Origin of the sequence: Streptomyces sp. NPDC096339 (assembly GCF_044762985.1) — a bacterium.
In the GTDB taxonomy this organism is placed as follows: domain Bacteria; phylum Actinomycetota; class Actinomycetes; order Streptomycetales; family Streptomycetaceae; genus Streptomyces.
Genome location: NZ_JBIWFI010000058.1, coordinates 1 through 21,896 on the forward strand (window position 1 = coordinate 1; position 21,896 = coordinate 21,896).

Consider the following 21,896-nt stretch of genomic DNA (forward strand, 5'->3'; position numbering starts at 1 on the left):
CGGGGGGGGGGGCCCCCCGGGCCGGGGGCCCCCCCCGGGTGGTCTTTTGTGTGGGGCACTCAAAGGGGCCCCCCCCGGGCCCCCGGGGGGCGGGGCCCCTTTTTCATGCCCTACAAGATCACACGCTTCGGAAGGCGAGCGTCACGTTGTGGCCGCCGAAGCCGAAGGAGTTGTTGATCGCGGAGATCGGACCGTCGGTCGGCAGCTTGCGCGGCTCGCCGCGCACGATGTCCGCGTCGATCTCGTCGTCCAGGTCGTCGCAGTTGATCGTCGGCGGGGCGATCCGGTGGTACAGCGCCAGCACGGTCGCGACGGTCTCGATACCGCCGGCGCCACCGAGCAGGTGACCGGTCATCGACTTGGTCGCGGAGATCGCGATGTGGTCGAGGTCGTCGCCCAGCACCTTGCGCAGGGCCTTCAGCTCGGCCGTGTCACCCTGCGGGGTGGACGTGGCGTGCGCGTTCAGGTGGACCAGCTCGGCCGGGTCGAGGCCCGTGTTGTCGAGCAGGTTCTGCACGGCGGCCGCGACACCGCGGCCCGTGGGCTCCGGCTGCGCGATGTGGTGGCTGTCCGCGGACAGGCCCTGGCCCAGCACCTCGCAGTAGACCCGGGCGCCACGCGCGGCGGCGTGCTCGGCGGACTCCAGGATCACCACGCCGGCGCCCTCGCCCAGCACGAAGCCGTCACGGGCCTTGTCGTACGGGCGGGAAGCCGTGGTCGGGCTCTCGTTGTTCTTGGACATCGCCATCATGTTGGCGAACGCGGCGATCGGCAGCGGGTGGATCGCCGCCTCGGTGCCGCCCGCGACGACCACGTCGGCGCGGCCGGTACGGATCATCTCCACGGCGTAGCCGATGGCCTCGGCGCCGGAGGCGCAGGCGCTCACCGGAGTGTGCACGCCCGCACGGGCGTTGACCTCGAGGCCGACGTTGGCCGAGGGGCCGTTCGGCATGAGCATCGGGACGGTGTGCGGGGAGACCCGGCGCACACCCTTTTCCTTCAGTACGTCGTACTGGTCGAGCAGGGTCGTCACGCCGCCGATACCGGAGGCGATGACGGTGCCCAGGCGCTCGGGGACGATCGACTCGTCCTCGCCGGCCGGGGCGGTGTAACCCGCGTCGGCCCAGGCCTCACGGGCCGCGATGACGGCGAACTGCGCCGAGCGGTCCAGCTTGCGGGCCAGGGGGCGGGGCAGGACCTCGCTCGGGTCCACGGCGACCGGGGCGGCGATGCGGACCGGGAGTTCGGCGAAGCGCTCGCCCTCCAGGGGCTTCACGCCGGAACGGCCGGCAAGCAGACCTTCCCAGGTCGAAGCGCTGTCGCCACCCAGCGGAGTGGTTGCGCCGATACCGGTGACGACCACGGTGCGATTGGTCGGGCTCACAGGAATTCTTTCTCCACGTCTCAGGGGGTGCTGAATTGTCACGGCGCCACCGCCGGGTGGCGACAAACGCTCGTCAGGCTCAGGCCTGGTGCTTCAGGATGTAGTCAGCGGCGTCGCCGACCGTCTTGAGGTTCTTGACGTCCTCGTCCGGGATCTTGACGTCGAAGCGCTCTTCGGCGGCGACGACGACCTCGACCATGGACAGCGAGTCGACGTCCAGGTCGTCGGTGAAGGACTTGTCGATCTCGACGTCCTCGACCGGGATGCCCGCGATCTCGTTGACGATGTCGGCGAGACCGGCGACGATCTCTTCCTGCGTGGCGGCCATGTGGCGCTCCTTCTATAGCTACTGAGGTGGAACAGGGCTGGAAACGGATCCCGGCCCTAGGGGAGGGTAACGACCGTCGCGGCGTAGACGAGTCCCGCCCCGAAGCCGATGACGAGCGCGGTGTCGCCGCTCTTCGCCGCTCCGGTCGCCAGGAGCCGCTCCATTGCGAGCGGGATCGAGGCGGCCGAGGTGTTGCCGGTGGTCTCCACGTCACGGGCGACCGTCACGTGCTCCGGCAGCTTCAGAGTCTTCACCATCGAGTCGATGATCCGCATGTTTGCCTGGTGCGGAATGAAGACGTCCAGGTCGTCCGCGGTGATCCCGGCGGCGTCGAGCGCCTGCTGGGCCACCTTGGCCATCTCGAAGACGGCCCAGCGGAAGACCGCCTGACCCTCCTGCGTGATGGCCGGGAACTTCTCGCCGCCGTCCTTGCCGAGGTACTGGTCCCACGGCACGGTCTGCTTGATGGTCTCGGACTTGTCGCCCTCCGAACCCCACACCGTGGGGCCGATGGCCGGCTCGTCCGAGGGGCCGACGACCACGGCGCCGGCGCCGTCGCCGAACAGGAAGGCCGTCGCGCGGTCCTCCAGGTCGGTCAGGTCCGAGAGCCGCTCCACGCCGATGACGAGTACGTACTCCGCCGAGCCCTCGACGACCATGCCCTTGGCCAGGGTCAGGCCGTAGCCGAACCCGGCGCAGCCGGCGGAGATGTCGAAGGCGGCCGGCTTGACGGCGCCGACCAGGTGCGCGATCTCGGTCGCGACGGCCGGGGTCTGCTTGAAGTGCGAGACCGTCGAGACGATCACCGCACCGATCTGCTCGGGCGAGACACCGGCGTCGGCCAGCGCCTTGCCGGAGGCCTCCACCGACATCGCGGCGACGGTCTCCTCGGGCGAGGCCCAGTGGCGCGTCGCGATGCCGGAACGGGAACGGATCCACTCGTCGGACGAGTCGATCGTCTCCAGGATGACCTCATTGGGCACCACACGGGCCGGGCGGTAACCGCCGACGCCGAGGATGCGGGCGTACGGGGAGCCCTTGCCTGGCTTGATCTTGGACATGCTGTGTGGGCTCCTTCGCTCAGGCCGACTGCTCGGCGACGAGCGCCGCGGCCTTGTCGAGATCGTCCGGCGTCTTCAGGGCCACGCTCGGAACGCCCTTCAGCGCGCGCTTGGCCAGGCCCGTCAGGGTGCCGCCGGGGCAGAGCTCGATGATTCCTGTGACGCCCAGCTCGCCGAACGTCTCCATGCACAGGTCCCAGCGGACCGGGTTCGCGACCTGGCCGACCAGGCGGGCGACGACGTCGGCACCCGAGGCGACGACGGCGCCGTCCTTGTTGGAGACGTACTTCAGCGCCGGGTCCGCCGGGGAGAGGGCCTTGGCGGCCTCCTCCAGCGTGGCGACCGCCGGGGCCATGTGGTGCGTGTGGAAGGCGCCCGCGACCTTGAGGGCGACGACCTTCATGGAGCCTTCGGGCTTGTCGGCCTCCAGGGCAGCGATCTGCTCCATGGTGCCGGCGGCCACGATCTGGCCCGCTCCGTTGATGTTGGCCGGGGTCAGGCCCAGCTTCTCCAGGTGTGCGACGACCACGTCGGGGTCACCACCGAGGACGGCGGCCATGCCGGTCTCGGTGACCGCGGCGGCCTCCGCCATGCCCAGACCACGCGTCCGTACGAAGGACAGCGCGTCGGACTCGGACAGCACGCCCGCGACCGCGGCGGCGGTGATCTCACCGACGCTGTGGCCCGAGACGGCACCGAAGGCAGTGGTGGAACCCAGGGCGGACGCGGACAGCAGACCCGCGGCGACCAGCAGCGGCTGGGCCACCGCCGTGTCGCGGATTTCGTCGGCGTCAGCCTTCGTGCCGTAGTGGGCGAGGTCCAGCCCGATGGCATCCGACCACGCGGCAACGCGGTCGGCGGCACCGGGAAGGTCCAGCCAGGGAGTCAGGAAGCCGGGCGTCTGAGCGCCTTGGCCGGGAGCGACGAGTACGAGCACCCTCACACTCTCTCTTGTGGATGGTCCCTGCCGCCCGTGGGGACAGGGACCAAGAACGGTCGGGGTAATTGTTGATGTCCGACAAAAGTCTAGGACTGGGGATCCCCGTCGGCCAGGCGCCCCAGAATCAGGGCGATCCGCAGCGTGAACGCCGAGCGGACATCCGAGGGCGACCAGCCGGTGACGTCGGTCACTCGTCGGAGCCGGTAGCGCACCGTGTTGGGGTGCACGAACAGCATGCGGGCGGCGCCTTCGAGGCTGCTCGCCTGCTCCAGGTAGACGCTCAGCGTCTCCAGCAGCGCCGACCCCGCCTCCTCCAGCGGTCTGTAGATCTCCTCCACCAACTGCTCGCGGGCAGCGGGATCCGAGGCGATGGCGCGCTCCGGCAGGAGATCGTCCGCCAGCACCGGTCGTGGGGCGTCCTGCCAGGCCGTGCAGGCCTTCAGCCCGGCCGCCGCGGCCTGCGCCGACTTCGTCGCGTTCAGCAGGTCCGGCACCACCGGACCGGCCACGACCGGACCGGCCGCGAACGGCCCGATCAGGGACTTCGCGACCTGCAGGGGGTTGTCGCTGCCGCCCGCGATGACGACCAGGCGGTCGCCCAGCACGCCCGTCAGGACCTGGAGCTTGTGGTGGCGGGCCGCGCGCCGGATCGCCTCGACCGTCAGCTCGCTGTCCCCTTCCGGGGCGGTGCCGAGCACCACGCACACGTGCTCCGGGGAGTTCCAGCCGAGCGCCGCCGCACGCGACAGGGCACCCTCGTCGGCCTCGCCGGACAGCACCGCGTTGACGACGAGGGACTCCAGCCGGGCGTCCCAGGCGCCGCGCGCCTCGGCGGCCTGCGCGTACACCTGGGCCGTCGCGAAGGCGATCTCCCGGGCGTACACCAGCAGCGCCTCGCGCAGGATCGACTCGTCGCCCGGGGCCGCCACCTCCTCGATCGCGGTCTCCATGACCTCGATCGTGGTGCGGACCATCTCCACCGTCTGGCGCAGCGTGATCGCCCGGGTCAGCTCGCGGGGAGCCGTCCCGAAGACGTCGGTCGAGATCGCCTGCGGGGTCTCGGGGTGCCGGAACCACTCGGTGAACGCGGCGATGCCGGCCTGCGCGACCAGGCCGATCCAGGACCGGTTCTCCGGGGGCATCGCCCGGTACCACGGCAGGGTCTCGTCCATGCGCGCGATCGCGTTAGCGGCGAGCCGGCCGGAGGACTTCTCCAGTCGGCGCAGCGTCGCGGCGTGCGGATGGGCGGGAGCCGCGGGGTGCGCGGCTTGTGTCGCGGGGGAATGCTCACGTTCGGGTTGGGGCACGTGACAAGACTGCCTTATCGACGGGGCTGCTCGGAGTCCGGTCCCGTGCCGGGCGCCGCCCCGGCGCTACGGTGGCCCCCATGATTGATGTGCGCCGCGGTACGGACCGGTACGAGGGCGGGGACCCGGCCGCCGGGATCACCAGCCGCCACGCCTTCTCCTTCGGGTCCTTCTACGACCCGGACAACCTGCGCTTCGGAGCCGTCCTGGCCTGCAACGAGGAGACCCTCGCGCCGGGCGCCGGATTCGACGAGCACCCGCACAGCCACACCGAGATCGTGACCTGGGTGGTCGAGGGCGAGCTCACCCACCAGGACAGCACCGGCGAGCAGGGCGTGGTCCGCCCCGGGGACGTCCAGCGGCTCAGCGCCGGATCCGGGGCCCGGCACGTCGAGCGCAACGACGGCGCGCAGCGGCTGCGCTTCGTACAGATGTGGCTCGCACCCCTCACCGCCGGAGGGGAGCCCTCGTACGAGGTGGTCGGCGGGCTCGACGACGCCACGCCGTACGAGATCCCCGCGGCCGGCGCCGTACTGCGCGTCCGGCGGCCCGGCGCGGGCGAGCGGATCCCCGTACCGGCGGCCGAGCGGGTCTACCTGCACGTGGTGCGCGGGGACCTGCGGCTGGACGGGGCCGAACTCGGCCCCGGGGACTCGGTGCGGATCACCGGCGAGAAGGGCCTGGAGGTCACCGCGGGCTCCCCGGGGGAACTGCTGATCCTGGAACTTCCCGCCTAACGGGACCTGAGCTCGGCCAGGACCGCGTCGGTGAACGGGGTCCAGGCCGCGACGGCCCACGGGCCGAAGGCGCGGTCCGTCAGCGCCACGCACGCGGCGCGGGCGTCCGGGTCCACCCACAGGAAGGTGCCCGACTGCCCGAAGTGGCCGAAAGTACGCGGTGAGGAGGAAGCGCCCGTCCAGTGCGGGGACTTGCCGTCGCGGATCTCCACGCCGAGCCCCCAGTCGTTGGGGGACTGGTGCCCGTAACCCGGCAGGACGCCCTTGAGGCCGGGGTGGACCACGGAGGTGGCCTCGGCGACCGTGCGGACGTCGAGCAGCCGGGGCGCCTGCAGCTCGGCGGCGAACCGCAGGAGGTCGGCGACGGTGGAGACGCCGTCCTTGGCGGGGGAGCCCTCCAGGCTGCTGGACGTCATGCCGAGCGGCTCGAACACGGCCTGGTGGAGGTACTCGGCGAAGGGGATCCCGGTGGCCTTGGCGATGTGGTCGCCGAGCACCTCGAAACCGGCGTTCGAGTACAGCCGGCGGTCCCCGGGAGGGGCCGTCACCCGGTGCTCGTCGAAGGCCAGACCGCTGGTGTGCGCGAGGAGGTGACGGACCGTCGACCCCTCGGGCCCGGCCGGCTCGTCCAGCTCGACGGCCCCCTCCTCGTACGCGACGAGGGCGGCGTAAGCGGCGAGCGGCTTGGTCACCGAGGCCAGCGCGAAACGGTGGTCCACGGGCCCGTGGGAACCGGCCAGGCTCCCGTCGGCGCGCACGACGGCCGCCGCGGCGGTCTCCACCGGCCAGGTCTCGATGATCCGCAGGCTTTCCATGCTGTTGACGCCCTCCACGCTCTCCATGCCGCCGAGCCTACTTGCTTGGAGTGCACTCAAGGGTTTTAGCGTGGGGGCCATGAGCCAGAGCCTGACGCAGACGCGGTACACGATCAGCGAGGTCGAGGCCCGCACCGGTCTGACCCAGCACACCCTGCGCTGGTACGAGCGGATCGGACTCATGCCGCACGTGGACCGCTCCCACTCGGGGCAGCGCCGCTTCAGCGACCAGGACCTCCACTGGCTGGCCTTCGTGGGCAAGCTGCGCGCCACCGGGATGTCGGTGGCGGACATGGTCCGCTACGCGGAGCTGGTGCGGGAGGGCGAGCACACGTTCGACGAGCGCCGCGCGCTGCTGGAACGGACGCGGAGCGAGGTGCGGGCGCGGCTCACGGAGCTGACCGACGCGCTCGCCGTACTGGACTACAAGATCGGCATTTACTCGGGGAAGGCACGATCATGACGGAGCAGAAGAAGATCGATCAGGTCGAGCTCGGCAAGGGCGGACCGCTGGTCGGCGTCCAGGGCCTGGGCTGCATGGGCATGAGCGAGCACTACGGGGCCACCGACGAGGCCGCGGCCCGCGAGACGCTGGACGCGGCGCTGGCCGCCGGGGTGACCCTCTTCGACACGGCGGACGTCTACGGGCAGGGGAAGAACGAGGAGTTCCTCGCCCCCTTCGTGGCCGCGCACCGAGAGGAGATCACCCTCGCCACGAAGTTCGGCATCGAGCGGAACGAGGACCCGACGTACCGGGGCATCCGCAACGAGCGCGCCTACATCCGCCGGGCCGTCGAGGGCAGCCTGCGCCGGCTCGGCGTGGACGTCATCGACCTCTACTACATGCACCGGCGCGACCCGGCCGTCCCGCTGTCCGAGTCGGTGGGGGAGATGGCGGAGCTGGTGGCCGAGGGCAAGGTCCGCCGGCTCGGGCTGAGCGAGGTCACCGGCGCGGAGCTGCGCGAAGCGCACGCCGTCCACCCGATCGCGGCCGTCCAGTCGGAGTGGTCGCTCTTCAGCCGGGACGTGGAGCGCAGCGCGGTCGGCGCGGCGGCGGAGCTGGGCGTGGCCTTCGTGCCGTACTCGCCGCTCGGGCGGGGCTTCCTGGCGGGGGCGTTCGCGGACGCCGCCGCCGAGCTGTCGGAGGGCGACTTCCGGCTCCGCCAGCCGAGGTTCAGCGGGGACAACGCGAAGGCCAACGCCGCGCTGCTGGCCCCGATCCGGGAGGTGGCGGCCGGGCGTGGCGCCACCCCGGCGCAGATCGCCCTGGCGTGGGTGCAGCAGCGGGCGCAGGTGCACGGCCTGACGGTGGTCCCGATCCCGGGCACCCGCCGGCCCGGTCGCCTCGCGGAGAACACCGCCGCGGCCGGGATCACCCTGACGGCGACCGAGCTGGCCCTGCTGGAGCCGATCGCCGCCGGCGTCGCGGGCGACCGCTACCCGGACATGACGTTCACGTCGGTGGTCCGGGAGGCCTGACCCTTGCCGGGTGCTCCGCCTGACCCCTGCCGGGTGCTCCGCTTGATCCCGGTCGGGTGCGGCGCCTGGTCCCCGCCGGGGCGCGGTCCGGTCCCGGTCCCGGTCGGGTGCGGCGCCGCCGCCGGGGCTCCGCCCCGGACCCCGCGCCTCAAACGCCGGCGGGGCTGGATTTGCCCCTGCCCTCCGCCGAGCGCGACCGGATTGCCCGCAGGGCGATTCCAGCCCGTCCGGCGTTTGAGGACCGGGGTCCGGGGCGGAGCCCGGGGCCCTTCAGCCCGTCCGGCGCTGAGGACCGGGGTCCGGGCGGAGCCCCGGGTCCTCCAGCCCGTCCGGCGTTGAGGACCGGGGTCCGGGCGGAGCCCCGGGTCCTTCAGCCCGTCCGGCGTTTGAGGACCGGGTCCGGGCAGAGCCCGGGGAACGGTGGAAGGGCGGGTAGGGGACAGCCCCGCGCAGCGGCTCCGCCCGGCCCGCGGCGGAGCCGGACCCGCGGCGGAGCCGGACCCGCACCGCCGCCCCCGCCCGCGCGGACCGGGCTACAGAGGCTCCGTGGTGAAACGATCCCGCAGCGCCGCGTACTCCGCGTCCGTCAGCAGCCCCGCGCTGTGCAGCTCGCGCAGGTGGTGCAGCCGTTCGCCGGAGTCCCGGGCACGCGGTACCGACGACACCGCGGCCCGCCCCCGCACCGCGGCCAGCACCCCCGCCGCGAACGGCAGTGACTCGTGCACCGCCCCGTACCCCATGCCGAACACGGCCGCCGCCAGGTCGTGGTCCGGCCGCGGATCCCCGGCGGCGTCCCGCAGCAGCAGCCGCAGGTGCCCGCCGGGCCCTTCGGGGGAGCGCCACTCCACCCCCGTGAGCGCCGACAGCGGGTAACGCTGGTCGCAGGCCTTCCACTTGGTGCTCGTGGCGCCCGTACGGGACCAGTGGAAGGTGATCGCGGACCCGTCGAAGCCCACCCGCGCGTCGTACGCCTTCAGCAGCGCCGGCCGCGGTACGCCGACCAGGAAGCGCTCGGCCGGCTCGGCCGCGTCCGGACCCAGCCGGGCCAGCAGGGCGTCGGCGAAGGCGGCGGCGTGCGGGGCCCGTTCGCCCGGCAGGACCAGCCGGTACGGGTCGCAGACCTCCCGCAACTGCCCCGCGGCGGCCTCCACCAGTGGATCCGCGCCGGGGCGCGGGACGGCGCGCAGCACCACCGTGTCCCGCTTCCCGGGGGTCAAGGTCACCCCGGACACCGCTTCCAGAGGGATCCGGCGCGGGCCGAGGGCGTGAAAGAGCCTTGGCGTTCGCATCCCCCGTGCGAAGCGGATGAGCACCGAGTCCGAGTCGAACTCCCAGACGGCATGGTTTCCGGCCAGTACGTCACCCATGCGGCACATCGTAAAGGGAGGCGCCCCCGTGCGTCCCCCTCGCTGCGCGCCCCGTTTTCATGCCCTCGGGCACGCCCCCGCACGCCCCCACGTGCGTCAGCCCCGCTCCGCCCCGGAGACTCCGCGTCCGCATGCGTCCGCCCCGGCCGCGCAGATGATGGAACCGAACGCACCGGTTCCGACCTCGGCGAAGTTGCGCAGCGAGTCCGTACCTGGCGTGAAATAGCCGGTGTGGCTCTTGGCCCCGGCCGAGGACAGCAGCCGTGCGCCGAAGTCGGGGGAGACCGGGTCGGCGCCGTGGCCCAGCCCGCCGACCTCCAGGTGCGGTACGTCGGCGATCCAGTCGCCCTGGTCACGGGTGGCCCAGACCCGGGCCGAGGTGTGCAGTCCGGCGACGTTCTGGGTGCGCATGCCGGGGCTGCCCGCCACCACGATGTCCGTGACCCGGGCGGGGAGTTCACGCGCGGCCACCCCGCACACCACCGATCCGTAGCTGTGGCAGAACAGGGCCACGCTCGAATCCCCGGGCAGGGCCCCGGTCAGCGCCTTCAGGCGGACGGCGCCGTCGAAGGCCATGTGGCCGGTGGCGGCGTCCATGCCGACCCCGGTGGGGGCGGTGTAGCCGGCCCAGGCGATGACCGCGGTCCGGCTGCCGGGCGTGGCCGCGCGCTCGGCCTCGTACAGGGATTCGGCCATGCCGACGGGCGCGGTGAAGTGGCGTTGGGTGCGCTCGAAGGTGAGCGCGTCGGTGTCGACGCCGGGGACGATCACCGAGACCCGGTGGGCCCGGTCGAGGTCGCCGAAGACCTCGGCGACCAGGCCGTTGCCGGTCGGGTCGAAGGCGAGGATCTGCCGGCCCGGCTCGGCGAGCGAGGCGAAGCGGTGGGAGCGGCGGACCGCGGTGGCGCGGTCGGCGGGGGTGAGGGAGACGTCGCGGCCGCGCGCCTCCTCGACCTGGACGGCCTGCAGCAGGCCGAGGAGGTTGGCCTGGTAGCGCGTCGCGGTCGGGGCGCCGTCGAGGTTGCCGACGACGAGGGGGTAGCTCTCGGCGAGGTCGGCGCGCTGGGCGCCGTCGAGGCCGGCGAAGAAGTGGGCCACGGTGGAGGCGTCCGCGTCCGCGGGCGGCACCGGGCGGCCGTCGATCCGTGCGTTCGCCCAGGCGGCCAGCGAGGCGGCCCGCAGCGGGGTTCCGCCCTCGGGGCGGTGCACGGCGGTCCAGCCGGTGGTCGCGAGCAGGACGAAGACCACCGCGAGCGCGAGCAGGGCACGCAGGGCGGCAGGGCGCGGGTCGGCGCCGGGGGCGGTGGGGTGGGCGAGGCCGGGCACGTTCACTACGACCAGCGTATGAGACGTCTTCCCGCCAGGACGCTCCGGGTGACGTGCCTCACGGCCGACGGTGGTACCCGTACGCCCGCCCGGCTGCGGCCCGTTGGGGATTCCCGGCTTCGGCGTGGCGCACTTCACGCGGCGCTCCCGGCGTGCCGGGCCCTGTGGCCGGGCGGGCGTGCGGGGTCGGCCGGGCCGGGGTGGTTCCGACGGGGTCGGGCCGGGTCGGGGTGGTTCCGACGGGGCCGGTCGGGGTGGTTCCGACGGGGTCGGGCCGGGTCGGGGTGGTTCCGCCGGTGCCGGGCGCGCGCCGGGGCACCTCCTCGGGCGTCGAACGTTTCCAGGAGGTGAAGAGGGTGATCGTGGTTGCGTTCGACGCCCTGCGGGGGCGCCCCGGCGCACACCCGGCCCCGTCGGAACCGGCGGCTGCCGGGAGGCCCGGGCCCGCGCCGTGTCCCGCATGCGGGGCGTGAGATCAGACCGGGCGCCACGCAGTGGACAGGGCCGGGCCGATCTGGTCGAGGTAGCTCTCGGTCATCCGGCGGATCGCGGCCACGCTGGTGTCCTCGCCCTGGCCCCAGAGCCGCCCCGTGACGCGCATCACGCCGGTGAACGCGGCGACGGCCACCCGCGGCCGCGGGTCGGCGTCCACGTCCAGCCCCTCGCGCTCCGCGATCAGCTGCGCGACCCGCTCCTCCAGTTCCGCCGAGCGCCGCAGGTGCACCGCGAGCAGCGCCGGGGTCGACTCGATCATCCGGTACGTGCGCATGTAGAGGTCGACCGGGACCACGTCCGAGATGGCCTCGTCAAGGGTGTCCCACGCGTCGAGCACCGCCGCGCGCATCGCCTCGAAGGGGCCCTCCCCGGCCGGCCGGGACCGCAGCGCCGCGACGAAGTGCGACTCGACGAGGTCCTGGACGGCGAAGGCCACCTCCTCCTTGTTCGCGAAGTAGCGGAAGAAGGTGCGCTGGGACACGTCCACGGCGTCGGTGATCTCGTCGACGGTCGTCCGCTCGTACCCCTGGGCGAGGAAGAGCAGCAGGGAGGCGCGCAGCAGGGCGTCCCTGGTGCGCCGCTTCTTGCGCTCGCGCAGTCCGCCGGCGGCTCCGGCGTCGGCGTCGGTCATCACCGCAAGGGTCCTCTCTGACGCTGAGTGAGGGGTCAGGGTATCTGTGACAGACCTGACAGTGACTGTCTCGTTAACCCGTCTGTGAAGTGTCAGTCGCTGTCACTAGCCTGTTCGCATGACTAGTCAGATCACCCTGGCCAAGGAATCAGAGCCCGCCGCGACCCGCCCGGGGCTGCGCGGTCACCCCTGGCTGACCCTCTTCGCCGTGGCGATCGGCGTCATGATGGTCACCCTCGACGGCACGATCGTCGCCGTCGCCAACCCCGCGATCCAGCAGGACCTCGGCGCCACGCTCGCCGAGGTCCAGTGGATCACCAACGGCTACCTGCTGGCCCTCGCGGTCTCCCTGATCACCGCGGGCAAGCTCGGCGACCGCTTCGGCCACCGTCAGACCTTCCTCATCGGCATCGCGGGCTTCGCGCTCTCCTCCGCCGCGATCGGCCTGTCCACCGGCGTCGAGCTCGTCATCGGCTTCCGCGTCGCCCAGGGCCTGTTCGGCGCGCTGCTGATGCCCGCCGCGCTCGGCCTGCTGCGCGCCACCTTCCCCGCCGAGAAGCTCAACATGGCCATCGGCATCTGGGGCATGGTCATCGGCGCCTCCACGGCGGCCGGACCCATCGTCGGGGGACTGCTCGTCGAACACGTCAGCTGGCAGTCCGTGTTCTTCATCAACGTGCCCGTCGGGATCGTCGCGCTGCTCTTCGGCCTGTTCATCCTGGTCGACCACCGGGCGGCGAACGCCCCGCGCTCCTTCGACCTCCTCGGCATCCTGCTGCTGTCGGCGTCGATGTTCTCCCTCGTCTGGGCCCTGATCAAGGCCGCGGAATGGGGCTGGAGCGACTCCCGGACGCTGCTCTTCCTCGCCGGCTCCGTGCTCGGCTTCTTCCTCTTCGCGCTCTGGGAGACCAAGGTCTCCGAGCCCCTCATCCCGCTGGGCATGTTCCGCTCGCTCCCGCTGTCCGCGGGCACCGTGCTGATGGTGCTGATGGCCTTCGCCTTCATGGGCGGCCTGTTCTTCGTCACCTTCTACCTGCAGAACGTCCACGGGATGAGCCCCGTCGACAGCGGCCTGCACCTGCTCCCGCTGACCGGCATGATGATCATCGGATCTCCGTTGGCGGGTGCCGCCATCACCAAGATCGGCCCGCGCGTCCCGCTCGTCGCCGGCATGGTCGCCACCGCCGCCGCCTGCTTCGGGATGGCGCGCCTCACCCCGGACACCGGCACCCTCACCATGTCGCTCTGGTTCGCCCTGCTCGGCCTCGGCCTCGCGCCCGTCATGGTCGGCGCCACCGAGGTCATCGTCGGCAACGCCCCGCTGGAGCTGTCCGGTGTGGCCGGCGGGCTCCAGCAGGCCGCCATGCAGGTCGGCGGAAGCCTCGGCACCGCAGTCCTCGGAGCGGTCATGGCCGGCACGGTCGGCAACTCGTTCGGGGACAACTGGCGGGCCGCGCAGCTGCCCCCGCTCACCCCGGAGCAGAGCGAGCTCGCGGAGAAGGGGGTCCAGGTCGGCATCGCCCCGGTGCCCCAGGGGATCCCCGCCGAGATCGCGCAGAAGATCACGGATGTCGCCCACGAGACGTTCGTGGACGGCATGGGCACCGCCTTCACCGTCGCCGGCGTCGTCGCGGTCCTCGCCGCCGTCGTCGCCTGCTTCACCAAGCGCGGCGAGAACGCCGCCCAGGGCGCGGGCGCGGCCCACATCTGAGCCACCGTCCCCCGGGCGTCCCCCCTACTCCGGAAGCGTCAACTCCGTACGCACGACAGCCCCGCCGGACGGTTCCGGCGGGGCTGTCGCCTATCAGGGTGGAACTGCCGATGGCCCCTTCCGCCCGGCCGTCCTCGCAGGTCAGCGTGGTGTCAGCGAAGCCCCGGAAACGGTCCGGGTGCCGCCCGTCAGCAAGGAGTTGACCCGTCATGCGTACGTGGAACACCGCTTTCGCCGTCCTCGCCCTCACCCTGACCGCCCTCATCCCGAGCACAGCCGGCCCCGCACACGCGGCCGGCCCGCCGACGCTCGGCGGCTGCGCCACCGGCCAGCTGTGCCTGTGGGGCAAGGCCGACTTCAAGGGCAAGCGGCAGACCTACGAGCTGAGCGGCCTCGACATCGAGAGCTGCACCGCGCTGCCCGCCGGGACCAGCGCGCAGTCCCTCGCCAACCGGACCGGCCGCCCCGTCACCACCTACCAGTCGGCCGAGTGCGGGGAGACCGGCGAGTTCCAGACCTACTCCGGCGACGGGGTCTGGCTGCCCCAGTCGCCCTACCAGGTACGGGCGTTCAAGGTGTGGGAGCACTAGAGGGCGCGCCCTCGCGCGGCGCCGGGGCCCCCGGCTGGTCGGCCTCCCCGCCGCCCAGCCGGCCGACCTCGGCGCGCAGCGCCCGTACCTCCTCCTGGAGTTCCCGGAGGGCGACCAGCTGGAGCCGCTCCACCTGGTCGTCCCGCTCGAAGCGTGCGATGAACCAGGCCGCGATGTTCGCGGTGACCACACCGAGCAGGGCGATTCCCGACAGCATCAGCCCGACGGCCAGCACCCGGCCCATGCCGGTGGTGGGGGAGTGGTCCCCGTACCCGACGGTCGTCATGGTGGTGAAGGACCACCACACCGCGTCGCCCAGGTTCTTGATGTTCCCGTCGGGCGCGTCCCGCTCCACGCTCAGCACCGCGAGCGAGCCGAACATCAGCAGCCCCACGACGGCCCCGGCCACGTACGTCGTCAGCCGGATCTGCGGGGCCATCCGGGCCCGCCGCCCCACCAGCATCAGGGTGGCGACCAGCCGGAGCAGCCGCAGCGGCTGGACCAGCGGCAGCACCACGGCCGCCAGGTCCAGCCAGTGGGTCCGGATGAACCGCTTCCGGGCCGGGGCGAGGGTGAGGCGTACCAGGTAGTCGAGGGCGAAGGCCCCCCACACCACCCACTCCGCGTGGGTGCAGGCCCGGTGCACCGCCGGATCCGCGTCCGGCGCCACGATGGGCACGGCGTAGGCGACGGCGAAGGCCAGGGCGAGGACCAGCAGCGGGGTCTGCGTCCACCGCTCCCAGCGCGCCTGACGTGAGGGTTCCTTCATGCCCAGCATCGTAGGGAAACGCGTAAGGGGTGCTGGGACAAGTGTCCCGGCACCCCCGCGTAAGGGTGAAGCTACGCGTCGCCGCCGGCCGCGCCCGGGTCGGCCGCCGTCACGTCCAGCAGCTGGTAGCGGTCGACCGCCTGCTTCAGCACCGAACGGTCGATCTTCCCCTCCCTGGCGAGCTCGGTGAGCGTCGCCAGGACCACCGACTGCGCGTCGATGTGGAAGAAGCGCCGCGCCGCACCGCGCGTGTCCGCGAAGCCGAAGCCGTCCGCGCCCAGCGAGGTGTACGTGCCGGGCACCCAGCGCGAGATCTGGTCCGGGACCGACCGCATCCAGTCGGAGACCGCCACGAACGGCCCCTCCGCACCCGACAGCTTCCGCGTCACGTACGGGACGCGCTGCTCCTCCTCCGGGTGGAGCAGGTTGTGCTCCTCCACCTCGACGGCCTCGCGGCGCAGCTCGTTCCAGGAGGTCGCCGACCAGACGTCCGCCCGGACGTTCCAGTCCTCGGCGAGCAGCCGCTGTGCCTCCAGGGCCCACGGCACGGCCACGCCCGAGGCCATGATCTGCGCGCCGATCGCGCCCGCCGTGCCCGTCGACACCTTGTGGATGCCCCTGAGGATGCCGTCCGCGTCCACGTCCGCAGGCTCGGCCGGGTGCTGGATCGGCTCGTTGTAGACGGTCAGGTAGTAGAAGACGTCCTCCGCCTCGGGCCCGTACATGCGCCGCAGACCGTCCTGGACGATGTGCGCGATCTCGTAGCCGTAGGCCGGGTCGTAGGCGACGCAGCCCGGGTTCGTCGAGGCCAGCAGCTGGGAGTGACCGTCGGCGTGCTGGAGGCCCTCACCCGTCAGGGTGGTCCGGCCCGCGGTCGCACCCAGTACGAAACCGCGCGCCAGCTGGTCGGCCATCTGCCAGAACTGGTCACCCGTGCGCTGGAAACCGAACATCGAGTAGAAGACGTAGACCGGGATCAGCGGCTCGCCGTGCGTCGCGTACGCCGAACCCGCGGCGATCAGCGAGGCCGTGCAGCCCGCCTCCGAGATGCCGTCGTGCAGCATCTGGCCGGTCGGGGACTCCTTGTACGCGAGGAGCAGGTCGCGGTCGACCGCCTCGTACTGCTGCCCCAGCGGGTTGTAGATCTTGGCGCTCGGGAAGAAGGCGTCCATGCCGAAGGTGCGGTACTCGTCCGGCGCGATCAGCACGAACCGCTTGCCGATCTCCTTGTCCCGCATCAGGTCCTTCAGGATGCGGACGAAGGCCATCGTGGTCGCGATCGACTGCTGGCCCGAGCCCTTCTTGGCGGCCGCGTACGTCTTGTCGTCCGGCAGCTGCAGCGGCTTGGCGCGCACCACACGGGTCGGCACGTAGCCGCCATGGGCGTTGCGCTGGTCGTGCATGTACTGGATCTCGGGCGAATTGCGGCCCGGGTGGTAGTACGGCGGCGCGCCGCTCTCCAGCTGCTGGTCCGTGATCGGGATGCGCAGGCGGTCGCGGAAGCGCTTGAGGTCGTCGACCGTCAGCTTCTTCATCTGGTGCGTCGCGTTGCGGCCCTCGAAGTTCGGGCCGAGCGTCCAGCCCTTGACCGTCTGCGCCAGGATCACCGTCGGCTGGCCCTTGTGGGCCTTGGCCGCCGCGTAGGCCGCGTAGACCTTCTTGTGGTCGTGGCCGCCGCGTCCCAGGTGCTGGATCTGGTAGTCGGTCATGTTCTCGACCATCGCGCGCAGTCGCTGGTCACCGCCGAAGAAGTGCTCACGGATGTACGCACCCGATTCGGTGGCGTACGTCTGGAACTGCCCGTCCGGGGTGGAGTTCATCTTGTTGACCAGGATGCCGTCGCGGTCCTGCGCCAGCAGCGGGTCCCAGGAGCGGTCCCAGATCAGCTTGATGACGTTCCAGCCGGCGCCGCGGAACTGCGACTCCAGCTCCTGGATGATCTTCCCGTTGCCGCGGACCGGGCCGTCGAGGCGCTGCAGGTTGCAGTTGACGACGAAGGTCAGGTTGTCCAGACCCTCGCGGGCGGCGATCGACAGCTGGCCGAGCGACTCCGGCTCGTCCATCTCGCCGTCTCCGAGATACGCCCAAACGTGGGACTTGGAGGTGTCCGCGATCCCGCGCGCCTCCATGTACCGGTTCATCCGGGCCTGGTAGATCGCGCCGAGCGGGCCGAGGCCCATCGAGACGGTCGGGAACTCCCAGAAGTCCGGCATCAGCCGCGGGTGCGGGTAACTCGAAAGGCCGTAAGGGGCCTTCGACTTCTCCTGCCGGAACGCGTCGAGCTGCTGCTCGGAGAGCCGGTCCAGGAGGTAGGCACGGGCGTAGATGCCGGGGGAGGCGTGGCCCTGGAAGAAGATCTGGTCGCCGCCGTCGCCCTCGTCCTTGCCCCGGAAGAAGTGGTTGAAGCCCACGTCGTAGAGGGAGGCGGAGGAGGCGAACGTGGCGATGTGACCGCCGACGCCGATCCCCGGACGCTGGGCGCGGGAGACCATCACGGCCGCGTTCCAGCGGGTGGCGTTCAGGACCTTGCGCTCGATCTCCTCGTTGCCGGGGAAGAACGGCTCGTCCTTGGTGGCGATCGTGTTGACGTAGTCCGTGCTGCGCATCTCGGGCACGGCCACGCGCTTCTCGCGGGCCCGCTCGATCAGGCGCAACATGAGGTAGCGGGCACGTTCGCGGCCCCGTTCGTCGACCGCTGCGTCCAGGGAGTCGAGCCACTCCTGCGTCTCCTCCGGATCGAAGTCCGGGACCTGACTCGGGAGGCCGCCAATGATGATCGGATTGCGATCGGATGCGGAAGCCACACTGTTCCTTCGCTGTCGGGGGAATCGTGCTGAGGCTGTAACTGGGGGGCGCCGCCTCCCATGGTCTTACTCTCGGCCGAGATCGTCATCTGTACCACCGGGTAACCCCGGCGGCGGCAGGAAACGCAGGGGTGGGCGGCGGCGGGATCGGCGGCGGTTCCGGCCAAATCGCAACCTTACGCCCAAGTCGGGCGGCGCATTCGCAAGGCCGTTCGTCCCTCAAACAGGTAGGAAAGTCCTCATGCAATGCCGAATGAGCTGGAATGGTGTGGGATGAATCACCAGAGGTCCATGCGGGAAGGCTGAAAGTTGCGGCGAGACGGCCGCAATCGTCACCGTTTCGACGGTCTCGGTGGCCGGGTACTTGCGCGATCCGCCGCTCCCGTGTGGACTACGCCCAATGCTGCGCGTACGCGCGCCGCCGAAGACATTCACCGAACATGAGCAGGAGGCACCCCGTGAGCGCGACCGCGGACCACGCGGAGAGCCTGGCCGCCCGGCTGGGTTTCCAGTCCGAACAGGTGGTCCAGGAGATCGGCTACGACGACGACGTCGATCAGGAATTCCGTGACGCCGTCGAGAAGCTCGTCAGTGAGCTCGCCGACGAGGACTACGACGATGTCGCCGACGCGGTGCTGTTGTGGTTCCGCGACGAGGACGGCGATCTGACGGACGCCCTGGTCGATGCGACCGAGCTGGTCGAGGACGGCGCACTGATCCTGCTGCTGACCCCGAAGACGGGCCGTGACGGCTACGTCGAGGCCAGCGACATCAGCGAGGCCGCCGAGACGGCCGGCCTCTCGCTTGCCAAGGGCCTGCCCGTCGGCAAGGAGTGGACCTCCACCAAGCTGGTGACGCCGAAGGCAGCCAAGGCCAAGCGCTGAGCCGCACCCGCAGCCGAGCGGAGACGCACCCACACCCCGCCGACCAGGTGACCCCCGGTCGGCGGGGTGTGTGCGTTCCCGGCTCCGGGGGCACCAGGGCCTAGGCTTTGACTCACCCGAACAGCCCAACGCAGGGATGCGGGAACGAAGGGATGCGAGAGATGGCGATCGAGGTCGGCGACAAGGCCCCAGACTTCGAGCTCAAGGACAACCACGGCCGGGCGGTGCGGCTCTCCGACTTCCGGGGAGAGAAGGCCGTGGTGCTGCTCTTCTACCCGTTCGCCTTCACCGGCGTCTGCACGGGCGAGCTGTGCGAGCTGCGCGACCAGCTGCCCCGGTTCCAGAACGACGACGTGCAGCTCCTCGCGGTCTCCAACGACTCCGTCCCCACCCTGCGGGTCTTCGGTGAGCAGGAGGGCTTCGACTACCCGCTGCTGTCGGACTTCTGGCCGCACGGCGAGACCTCCCGCGCCTACGGAGTCTTCGACGAGGAGAAGGGCTGCGCGGTCCGCGGCACCTTCATCATCGACAAGGACGGCGTCGTGCGCTGGACCGTGGTCAACGGGCTGCCCGACGCCCGTGACCTGAACGAGTACATCAAGGCGCTCGACAGCCTCTAAAAACCCCCTGTGGGCCGGGAACCCGTCACTAGGATCGAAACGTTGATCCGATTGCAACCGCACGACGGGGCACCGCCCCACACAGAACCCAATGGAGGACCAGTGGGAGTCAGCCTCAGCAAGGGCGGCAACGTCTCGCTGACCAAGGCCGCGCCTAACCTGACGGCGGTCATCGTCGGTCTGGGCTGGGACGCTCGCACCACCACCGGCGTCGACTTCGACCTCGACGCCAGCGCGATCCTGACCAACGACCAGGGCAAGGTCGCCAGCGACGCGAACTTCGTCTTCTTCAACAACCTGAAGAGCCCCGACGGCTCGGTCGAGCACACCGGTGACAACACCACCGGTGAGGGCGAGGGCGACGACGAGGCGATCAAGGTGAACCTCGCCGGCGTCCCGGGCGATGTCGCGAAGATCGTCTTCCCCGTCTCGATCTACGAGGCCGAGGCCCGCCAGCAGAGCTTCGGCCAGGTCCGCAACGCGTACATCCGCGTCGTGAACCAGGCCGACAACTCCGAGCTCGCCCGCTACGACCTCTCCGAGGACGCCTCGACCGAGACCGCCATGGTCTTCGGCGAGCTGTACCGCAACGGCGCGGAGTGGAAGTTCCGCGCCATCGGCCAGGGCTACGCCTCGGGTCTGCGCGGCATCGCGCAGGACTTCGGCGTCAACGTCTGACCCGAGAGCAGTCCAACCGTCCGGCGCCGTGCACTGTGTGTACGGCGCCGGACCGGCTTTGCCGCCGCACCACCGCAACGCCGCACCACCGCAACGCCGCACCACCGCAACGCCGCACCACTGCACCACCGCAACGTCGCACCGCCGCCACCGCACCACCGTCGTCCGGGGAGGACCACAACATGGGCGTCACACTCGCCAAGGGGGGCAATGTCTCCCTCTCCAAGGCCGCACCGAACCTGACCCGGGTTCTGATCGGCCTCGGTTGGGACGCGCGCTCCACCACGGGAGCCGACTTCGACCTCGACGCCAGCGCGCTGCTGTGCAACAGCGGCCGCGTGCTCGGGGACGACTACTTCGTCTTCTACAACAACCTGAGGAGCCCCGACGGTTCCGTCGAGCACACCGGGGACAACCTCACCGGCGAGGGTGAAGGCGACGACGAGTCGATCATCATCGACCTCACCAAGGTGCCGGAGATGGTGGACAAGATCGTCTTCCCGGTCTCCATCCACGAAGCCGACGTCCGCCGGCAGAGCTTCGGCCAGGTCAGCAACGCCTTCATCCGCGTGGTGAACCAGGCGGACGGCCAGGAACTGGCCCGCTACGACCTCTCCGAGGACGCCTCCAGCGAGACCGCGATGATCTTCGGGGAGGTCTACCGCTACGGGGGCGAATGGAAGTTCAGGGCGGTAGGGCAGGGGTACGCGTCGGGCCTCCGGGGCATCGCTCTAGACTTCGGGGTCAACGTTTCGTAAAGCCGTACAAGACGATGGGGTGCCAGTGGTTCTGAAAACCTTCGGCTGGTCGTTCGCAATCACTGCGCTCGGTCTGGCCGCAGCGTGGGTCTACGGGGATTGGAAAGCCTTCGGCATCGTGGCGATCCTGACGATCCTCGAGATCTCGCTGTCCTTCGACAATGCGGTGGTCAACGCCGGAATCCTGAAGAAGATGAACGCCTTCTGGCAGAAGATCTTCCTCACGGTCGGCGTGCTCATCGCGGTCTTCGGCATGCGACTGGTGTTCCCCGTCGTCATCGTTGCCATCAGCGCCAAGATCGGGCCCATCGAGGCCGTCCAGCTGGCGCTGAACGACAAGGAGCAGTACCAGCAGCTGGTCACGGACGCCCACCCGTCCATCGCCGCCTTCGGTGGCATGTTCCTGCTGATGATCTTCCTCGACTTCATCTTCGAGGACCGTGACATCAAGTGGCTCGCCTGGCTGGAGCGCCCGCTCGCCAAGCTCGGCAAGATCGACATGCTGTCCGCGTGCGTCGCGCTGATCGTCCTGGTCGTCGCCTCGATGACCGTCGCCACCCAGGCCCACCAGCACGGCGGCGTCCACGTGGACAAGGCGCAGACCGTCCTGGTCTCCGGTGTCCTCGGTCTGATCACCTACATGATCGTCGGTGGTCTCTCCGGCTACTTCGAGAACAGGCTCGAGGAAGAGGAGGAGGCCGAGCACGAGGCCGAGGAAGAGGCGAAGAAGAGCGGCAAGCCCGTCACGGCCGTCGCCATGGCCGGCAAGGCCGCCTTCTTCATGTTCCTCTACCTCGAAGTCCTCGACGCCTCGTTCTCCTTCGACGGGGTCATCGGCGCCTTCGCCATCACCAACGACATCGTGCTCATGGCCCTCGGCCTCGGCATCGGTGCCATGTACGTCCGCTCGCTGACGGTCTACCTGGTCCGCCAGGGCACCCTCGACGAGTACGTCTACCTGGAGCACGGCGCGCACTACGCCATCGGCGCGCTCGCCGTACTCCTGCTCGTCACCATCCAGTACGAGATCAACGAGGTCATCACCGGCCTCATCGGCGTGGTGCTGATCGCCTGGTCCTTCTGGTCCTCGGTGCGACGCAACAAGAAGCTGGAACAGGAACCGGAGGGTTCCGCCGTGGAGGCATGAGCTCCGCGGTAATGCGGAACGCTCCCATTGCGGGGCGGCCGGGCGGGTCCACGGACCCGGCGGGC

General features: G+C 70.9%; 21 protein-coding genes. 10 read left to right on the forward strand and 11 right to left on the reverse strand.

The window, feature by feature from the left end; genetic code table 11:
- Window positions 1-118: 118 nt before the first annotated feature.
- From fabF to ACIQ5Y_RS38610, 5 genes are all read right to left on the reverse strand, one after another.
- Complete coding sequence (gene fabF / locus ACIQ5Y_RS38590) at window positions 119-1,384, reverse strand: beta-ketoacyl-ACP synthase II (RefSeq protein ID WP_403891805.1); 1,266 nt, start codon at window positions 1,382-1,384, stop codon at window positions 119-121.
- Window positions 1,385-1,463: 79 nt separating this feature from the next.
- Window positions 1,464-1,712, reverse strand: a complete 249-nt coding sequence (locus ACIQ5Y_RS38595) for an acyl carrier protein (RefSeq protein WP_403891808.1) — start codon at window positions 1,710-1,712, stop codon at window positions 1,464-1,466.
- A gap of 56 nt (window positions 1,713-1,768) precedes the next feature.
- Complete coding sequence (locus ACIQ5Y_RS38600; protein WP_403891811.1) at window positions 1,769-2,773, reverse strand: ketoacyl-ACP synthase III; 1,005 nt, start codon at window positions 2,771-2,773, stop codon at window positions 1,769-1,771.
- A 19-nt stretch (window positions 2,774-2,792) separates the two neighbouring features.
- On the reverse strand, window positions 2,793-3,710 hold the full coding sequence (locus ACIQ5Y_RS38605) for an ACP S-malonyltransferase (RefSeq protein ID WP_403891814.1): 918 nt from the start codon (window positions 3,708-3,710) through the stop codon (window positions 2,793-2,795).
- An 89-nt stretch (window positions 3,711-3,799) separates the two neighbouring features.
- The gene (locus ACIQ5Y_RS38610; RefSeq protein ID WP_403891817.1) at window positions 3,800-5,020 is read right to left on the reverse strand and encodes a PucR family transcriptional regulator; all 1,221 of its coding nucleotides are present in this window, start codon (window positions 5,018-5,020) and stop codon (window positions 3,800-3,802) included.
- An 80-nt stretch (window positions 5,021-5,100) separates the two neighbouring features.
- Here ACIQ5Y_RS38610 and ACIQ5Y_RS38615 point away from each other — a divergent pair, with 80 nt between their 5' ends.
- The gene (locus ACIQ5Y_RS38615) at window positions 5,101-5,757 is read left to right on the forward strand and encodes a pirin family protein (protein ID WP_403891820.1); all 657 of its coding nucleotides are present in this window, start codon (window positions 5,101-5,103) and stop codon (window positions 5,755-5,757) included.
- On the opposite strand, the gene ACIQ5Y_RS38620 is transcribed toward ACIQ5Y_RS38615, so the two are convergent.
- Window positions 5,754-6,572 (reverse strand): serine hydrolase domain-containing protein, encoded by an 819-nt coding sequence (locus tag ACIQ5Y_RS38620; RefSeq protein WP_403891869.1) that lies wholly within the window; start codon window positions 6,570-6,572, stop codon window positions 5,754-5,756. The genes ACIQ5Y_RS38615 and ACIQ5Y_RS38620 overlap by 4 nt on opposite strands.
- A 79-nt stretch (window positions 6,573-6,651) precedes the next feature.
- Between ACIQ5Y_RS38620 and ACIQ5Y_RS38625 the strand changes: the two genes are divergently transcribed.
- Both ACIQ5Y_RS38625 and ACIQ5Y_RS38630 read left to right on the forward strand, forming a co-directional pair.
- Window positions 6,652-7,035 carry a MerR family transcriptional regulator gene (locus ACIQ5Y_RS38625; RefSeq protein WP_403891823.1) on the forward strand — a complete coding sequence of 128 codons (384 nt, stop codon included), beginning with the start codon at window positions 6,652-6,654 and terminating at the stop codon, window positions 7,033-7,035.
- Window positions 7,032-8,051 carry an aldo/keto reductase gene (locus ACIQ5Y_RS38630; protein ID WP_403891826.1) on the forward strand — a complete coding sequence of 340 codons (1,020 nt, stop codon included), beginning with the start codon at window positions 7,032-7,034 and terminating at the stop codon, window positions 8,049-8,051. The genes ACIQ5Y_RS38625 and ACIQ5Y_RS38630 overlap by 4 nt, the downstream gene beginning before the upstream one ends.
- 533 nt (window positions 8,052-8,584) lie before the next feature.
- Here ACIQ5Y_RS38630 and ACIQ5Y_RS38635 read toward each other — a convergent pair.
- The 3 genes from ACIQ5Y_RS38635 to ACIQ5Y_RS38645 all read right to left on the reverse strand — a co-directional run bounded on the left by ACIQ5Y_RS38635 (window position 8,585) and on the right by ACIQ5Y_RS38645 (window position 11,870).
- Window positions 8,585-9,418 carry a DUF4429 domain-containing protein gene (locus ACIQ5Y_RS38635; RefSeq protein ID WP_403891829.1) on the reverse strand — a complete coding sequence of 278 codons (834 nt, stop codon included), beginning with the start codon at window positions 9,416-9,418 and terminating at the stop codon, window positions 8,585-8,587.
- A 96-nt stretch (window positions 9,419-9,514) separates the two neighbouring features.
- Window positions 9,515-10,744 (reverse strand): alpha/beta hydrolase, encoded by a 1,230-nt coding sequence (locus ACIQ5Y_RS38640; protein WP_403891872.1) that lies wholly within the window; start codon window positions 10,742-10,744, stop codon window positions 9,515-9,517.
- A 475-nt stretch (window positions 10,745-11,219) separates the two neighbouring features.
- The gene (locus ACIQ5Y_RS38645; RefSeq protein ID WP_403891831.1) at window positions 11,220-11,870 is read right to left on the reverse strand and encodes a TetR/AcrR family transcriptional regulator; all 651 of its coding nucleotides are present in this window, start codon (window positions 11,868-11,870) and stop codon (window positions 11,220-11,222) included.
- A gap of 118 nt (window positions 11,871-11,988) precedes the next feature.
- On the opposite strand from ACIQ5Y_RS38645, the gene ACIQ5Y_RS38650 reads away from it, so the two are divergent.
- Both ACIQ5Y_RS38650 and ACIQ5Y_RS38655 read left to right on the forward strand, forming a co-directional pair.
- Window positions 11,989-13,581 (forward strand): MFS transporter, encoded by a 1,593-nt coding sequence (locus ACIQ5Y_RS38650; RefSeq protein ID WP_403891834.1) that lies wholly within the window; start codon window positions 11,989-11,991, stop codon window positions 13,579-13,581.
- A gap of 209 nt (window positions 13,582-13,790) precedes the next feature.
- Complete coding sequence (locus ACIQ5Y_RS38655) at window positions 13,791-14,171, forward strand: peptidase inhibitor family I36 protein (RefSeq protein WP_403891837.1); 381 nt, start codon at window positions 13,791-13,793, stop codon at window positions 14,169-14,171.
- Here the strand turns inward: ACIQ5Y_RS38655 and ACIQ5Y_RS38660 are convergent.
- Both ACIQ5Y_RS38660 and aceE read right to left on the reverse strand, forming a co-directional pair.
- A complete protein-coding gene (locus tag ACIQ5Y_RS38660; protein WP_403891840.1) occupies window positions 14,152-14,940 on the reverse strand; it encodes a potassium channel family protein in 789 nt (262 codons plus the stop codon). The two genes, ACIQ5Y_RS38655 and ACIQ5Y_RS38660, sit on opposite strands and share 20 nt — an antisense overlap.
- Window positions 14,941-15,011: 71 nt before the next feature.
- Window positions 15,012-17,744, reverse strand: coding sequence for a pyruvate dehydrogenase (acetyl-transferring), homodimeric type (gene aceE, locus ACIQ5Y_RS38665; RefSeq protein WP_403891843.1), 2,733 nt, complete (start codon window positions 17,742-17,744; stop codon window positions 15,012-15,014).
- A 458-nt stretch (window positions 17,745-18,202) separates the two neighbouring features.
- Between aceE and ACIQ5Y_RS38670 the strand changes: the two genes are divergently transcribed.
- The 5 genes from ACIQ5Y_RS38670 (at window position 18,203) to ACIQ5Y_RS38690 (ending at window position 21,831) form a co-directional block, all read left to right on the forward strand.
- Window positions 18,203-18,628: a DUF3052 domain-containing protein gene (locus tag ACIQ5Y_RS38670; RefSeq protein ID WP_030009300.1), complete on the forward strand. Its 426-nt coding sequence runs from the start codon at window positions 18,203-18,205 to the stop codon at window positions 18,626-18,628.
- Between the two features lie 161 nt (window positions 18,629-18,789).
- Entirely contained in the window at window positions 18,790-19,248 is a 459-nt protein-coding gene (locus ACIQ5Y_RS38675) for a peroxiredoxin (RefSeq protein ID WP_403891846.1), read from the forward strand.
- Between the two features lie 102 nt (window positions 19,249-19,350).
- On the forward strand, window positions 19,351-19,926 hold the full coding sequence (locus ACIQ5Y_RS38680; protein WP_385128854.1) for a TerD family protein: 576 nt from the start codon (window positions 19,351-19,353) through the stop codon (window positions 19,924-19,926).
- Between the two features lie 182 nt (window positions 19,927-20,108).
- Window positions 20,109-20,684: a TerD family protein gene (locus ACIQ5Y_RS38685; protein WP_384579681.1), complete on the forward strand. Its 576-nt coding sequence runs from the start codon at window positions 20,109-20,111 to the stop codon at window positions 20,682-20,684.
- 25 nt (window positions 20,685-20,709) lie between these two features.
- Window positions 20,710-21,831: a DUF475 domain-containing protein gene (locus tag ACIQ5Y_RS38690; RefSeq protein ID WP_403891850.1), complete on the forward strand. Its 1,122-nt coding sequence runs from the start codon at window positions 20,710-20,712 to the stop codon at window positions 21,829-21,831.
- The last annotated feature ends 65 nt before the right edge of the window (window positions 21,832-21,896 follow it).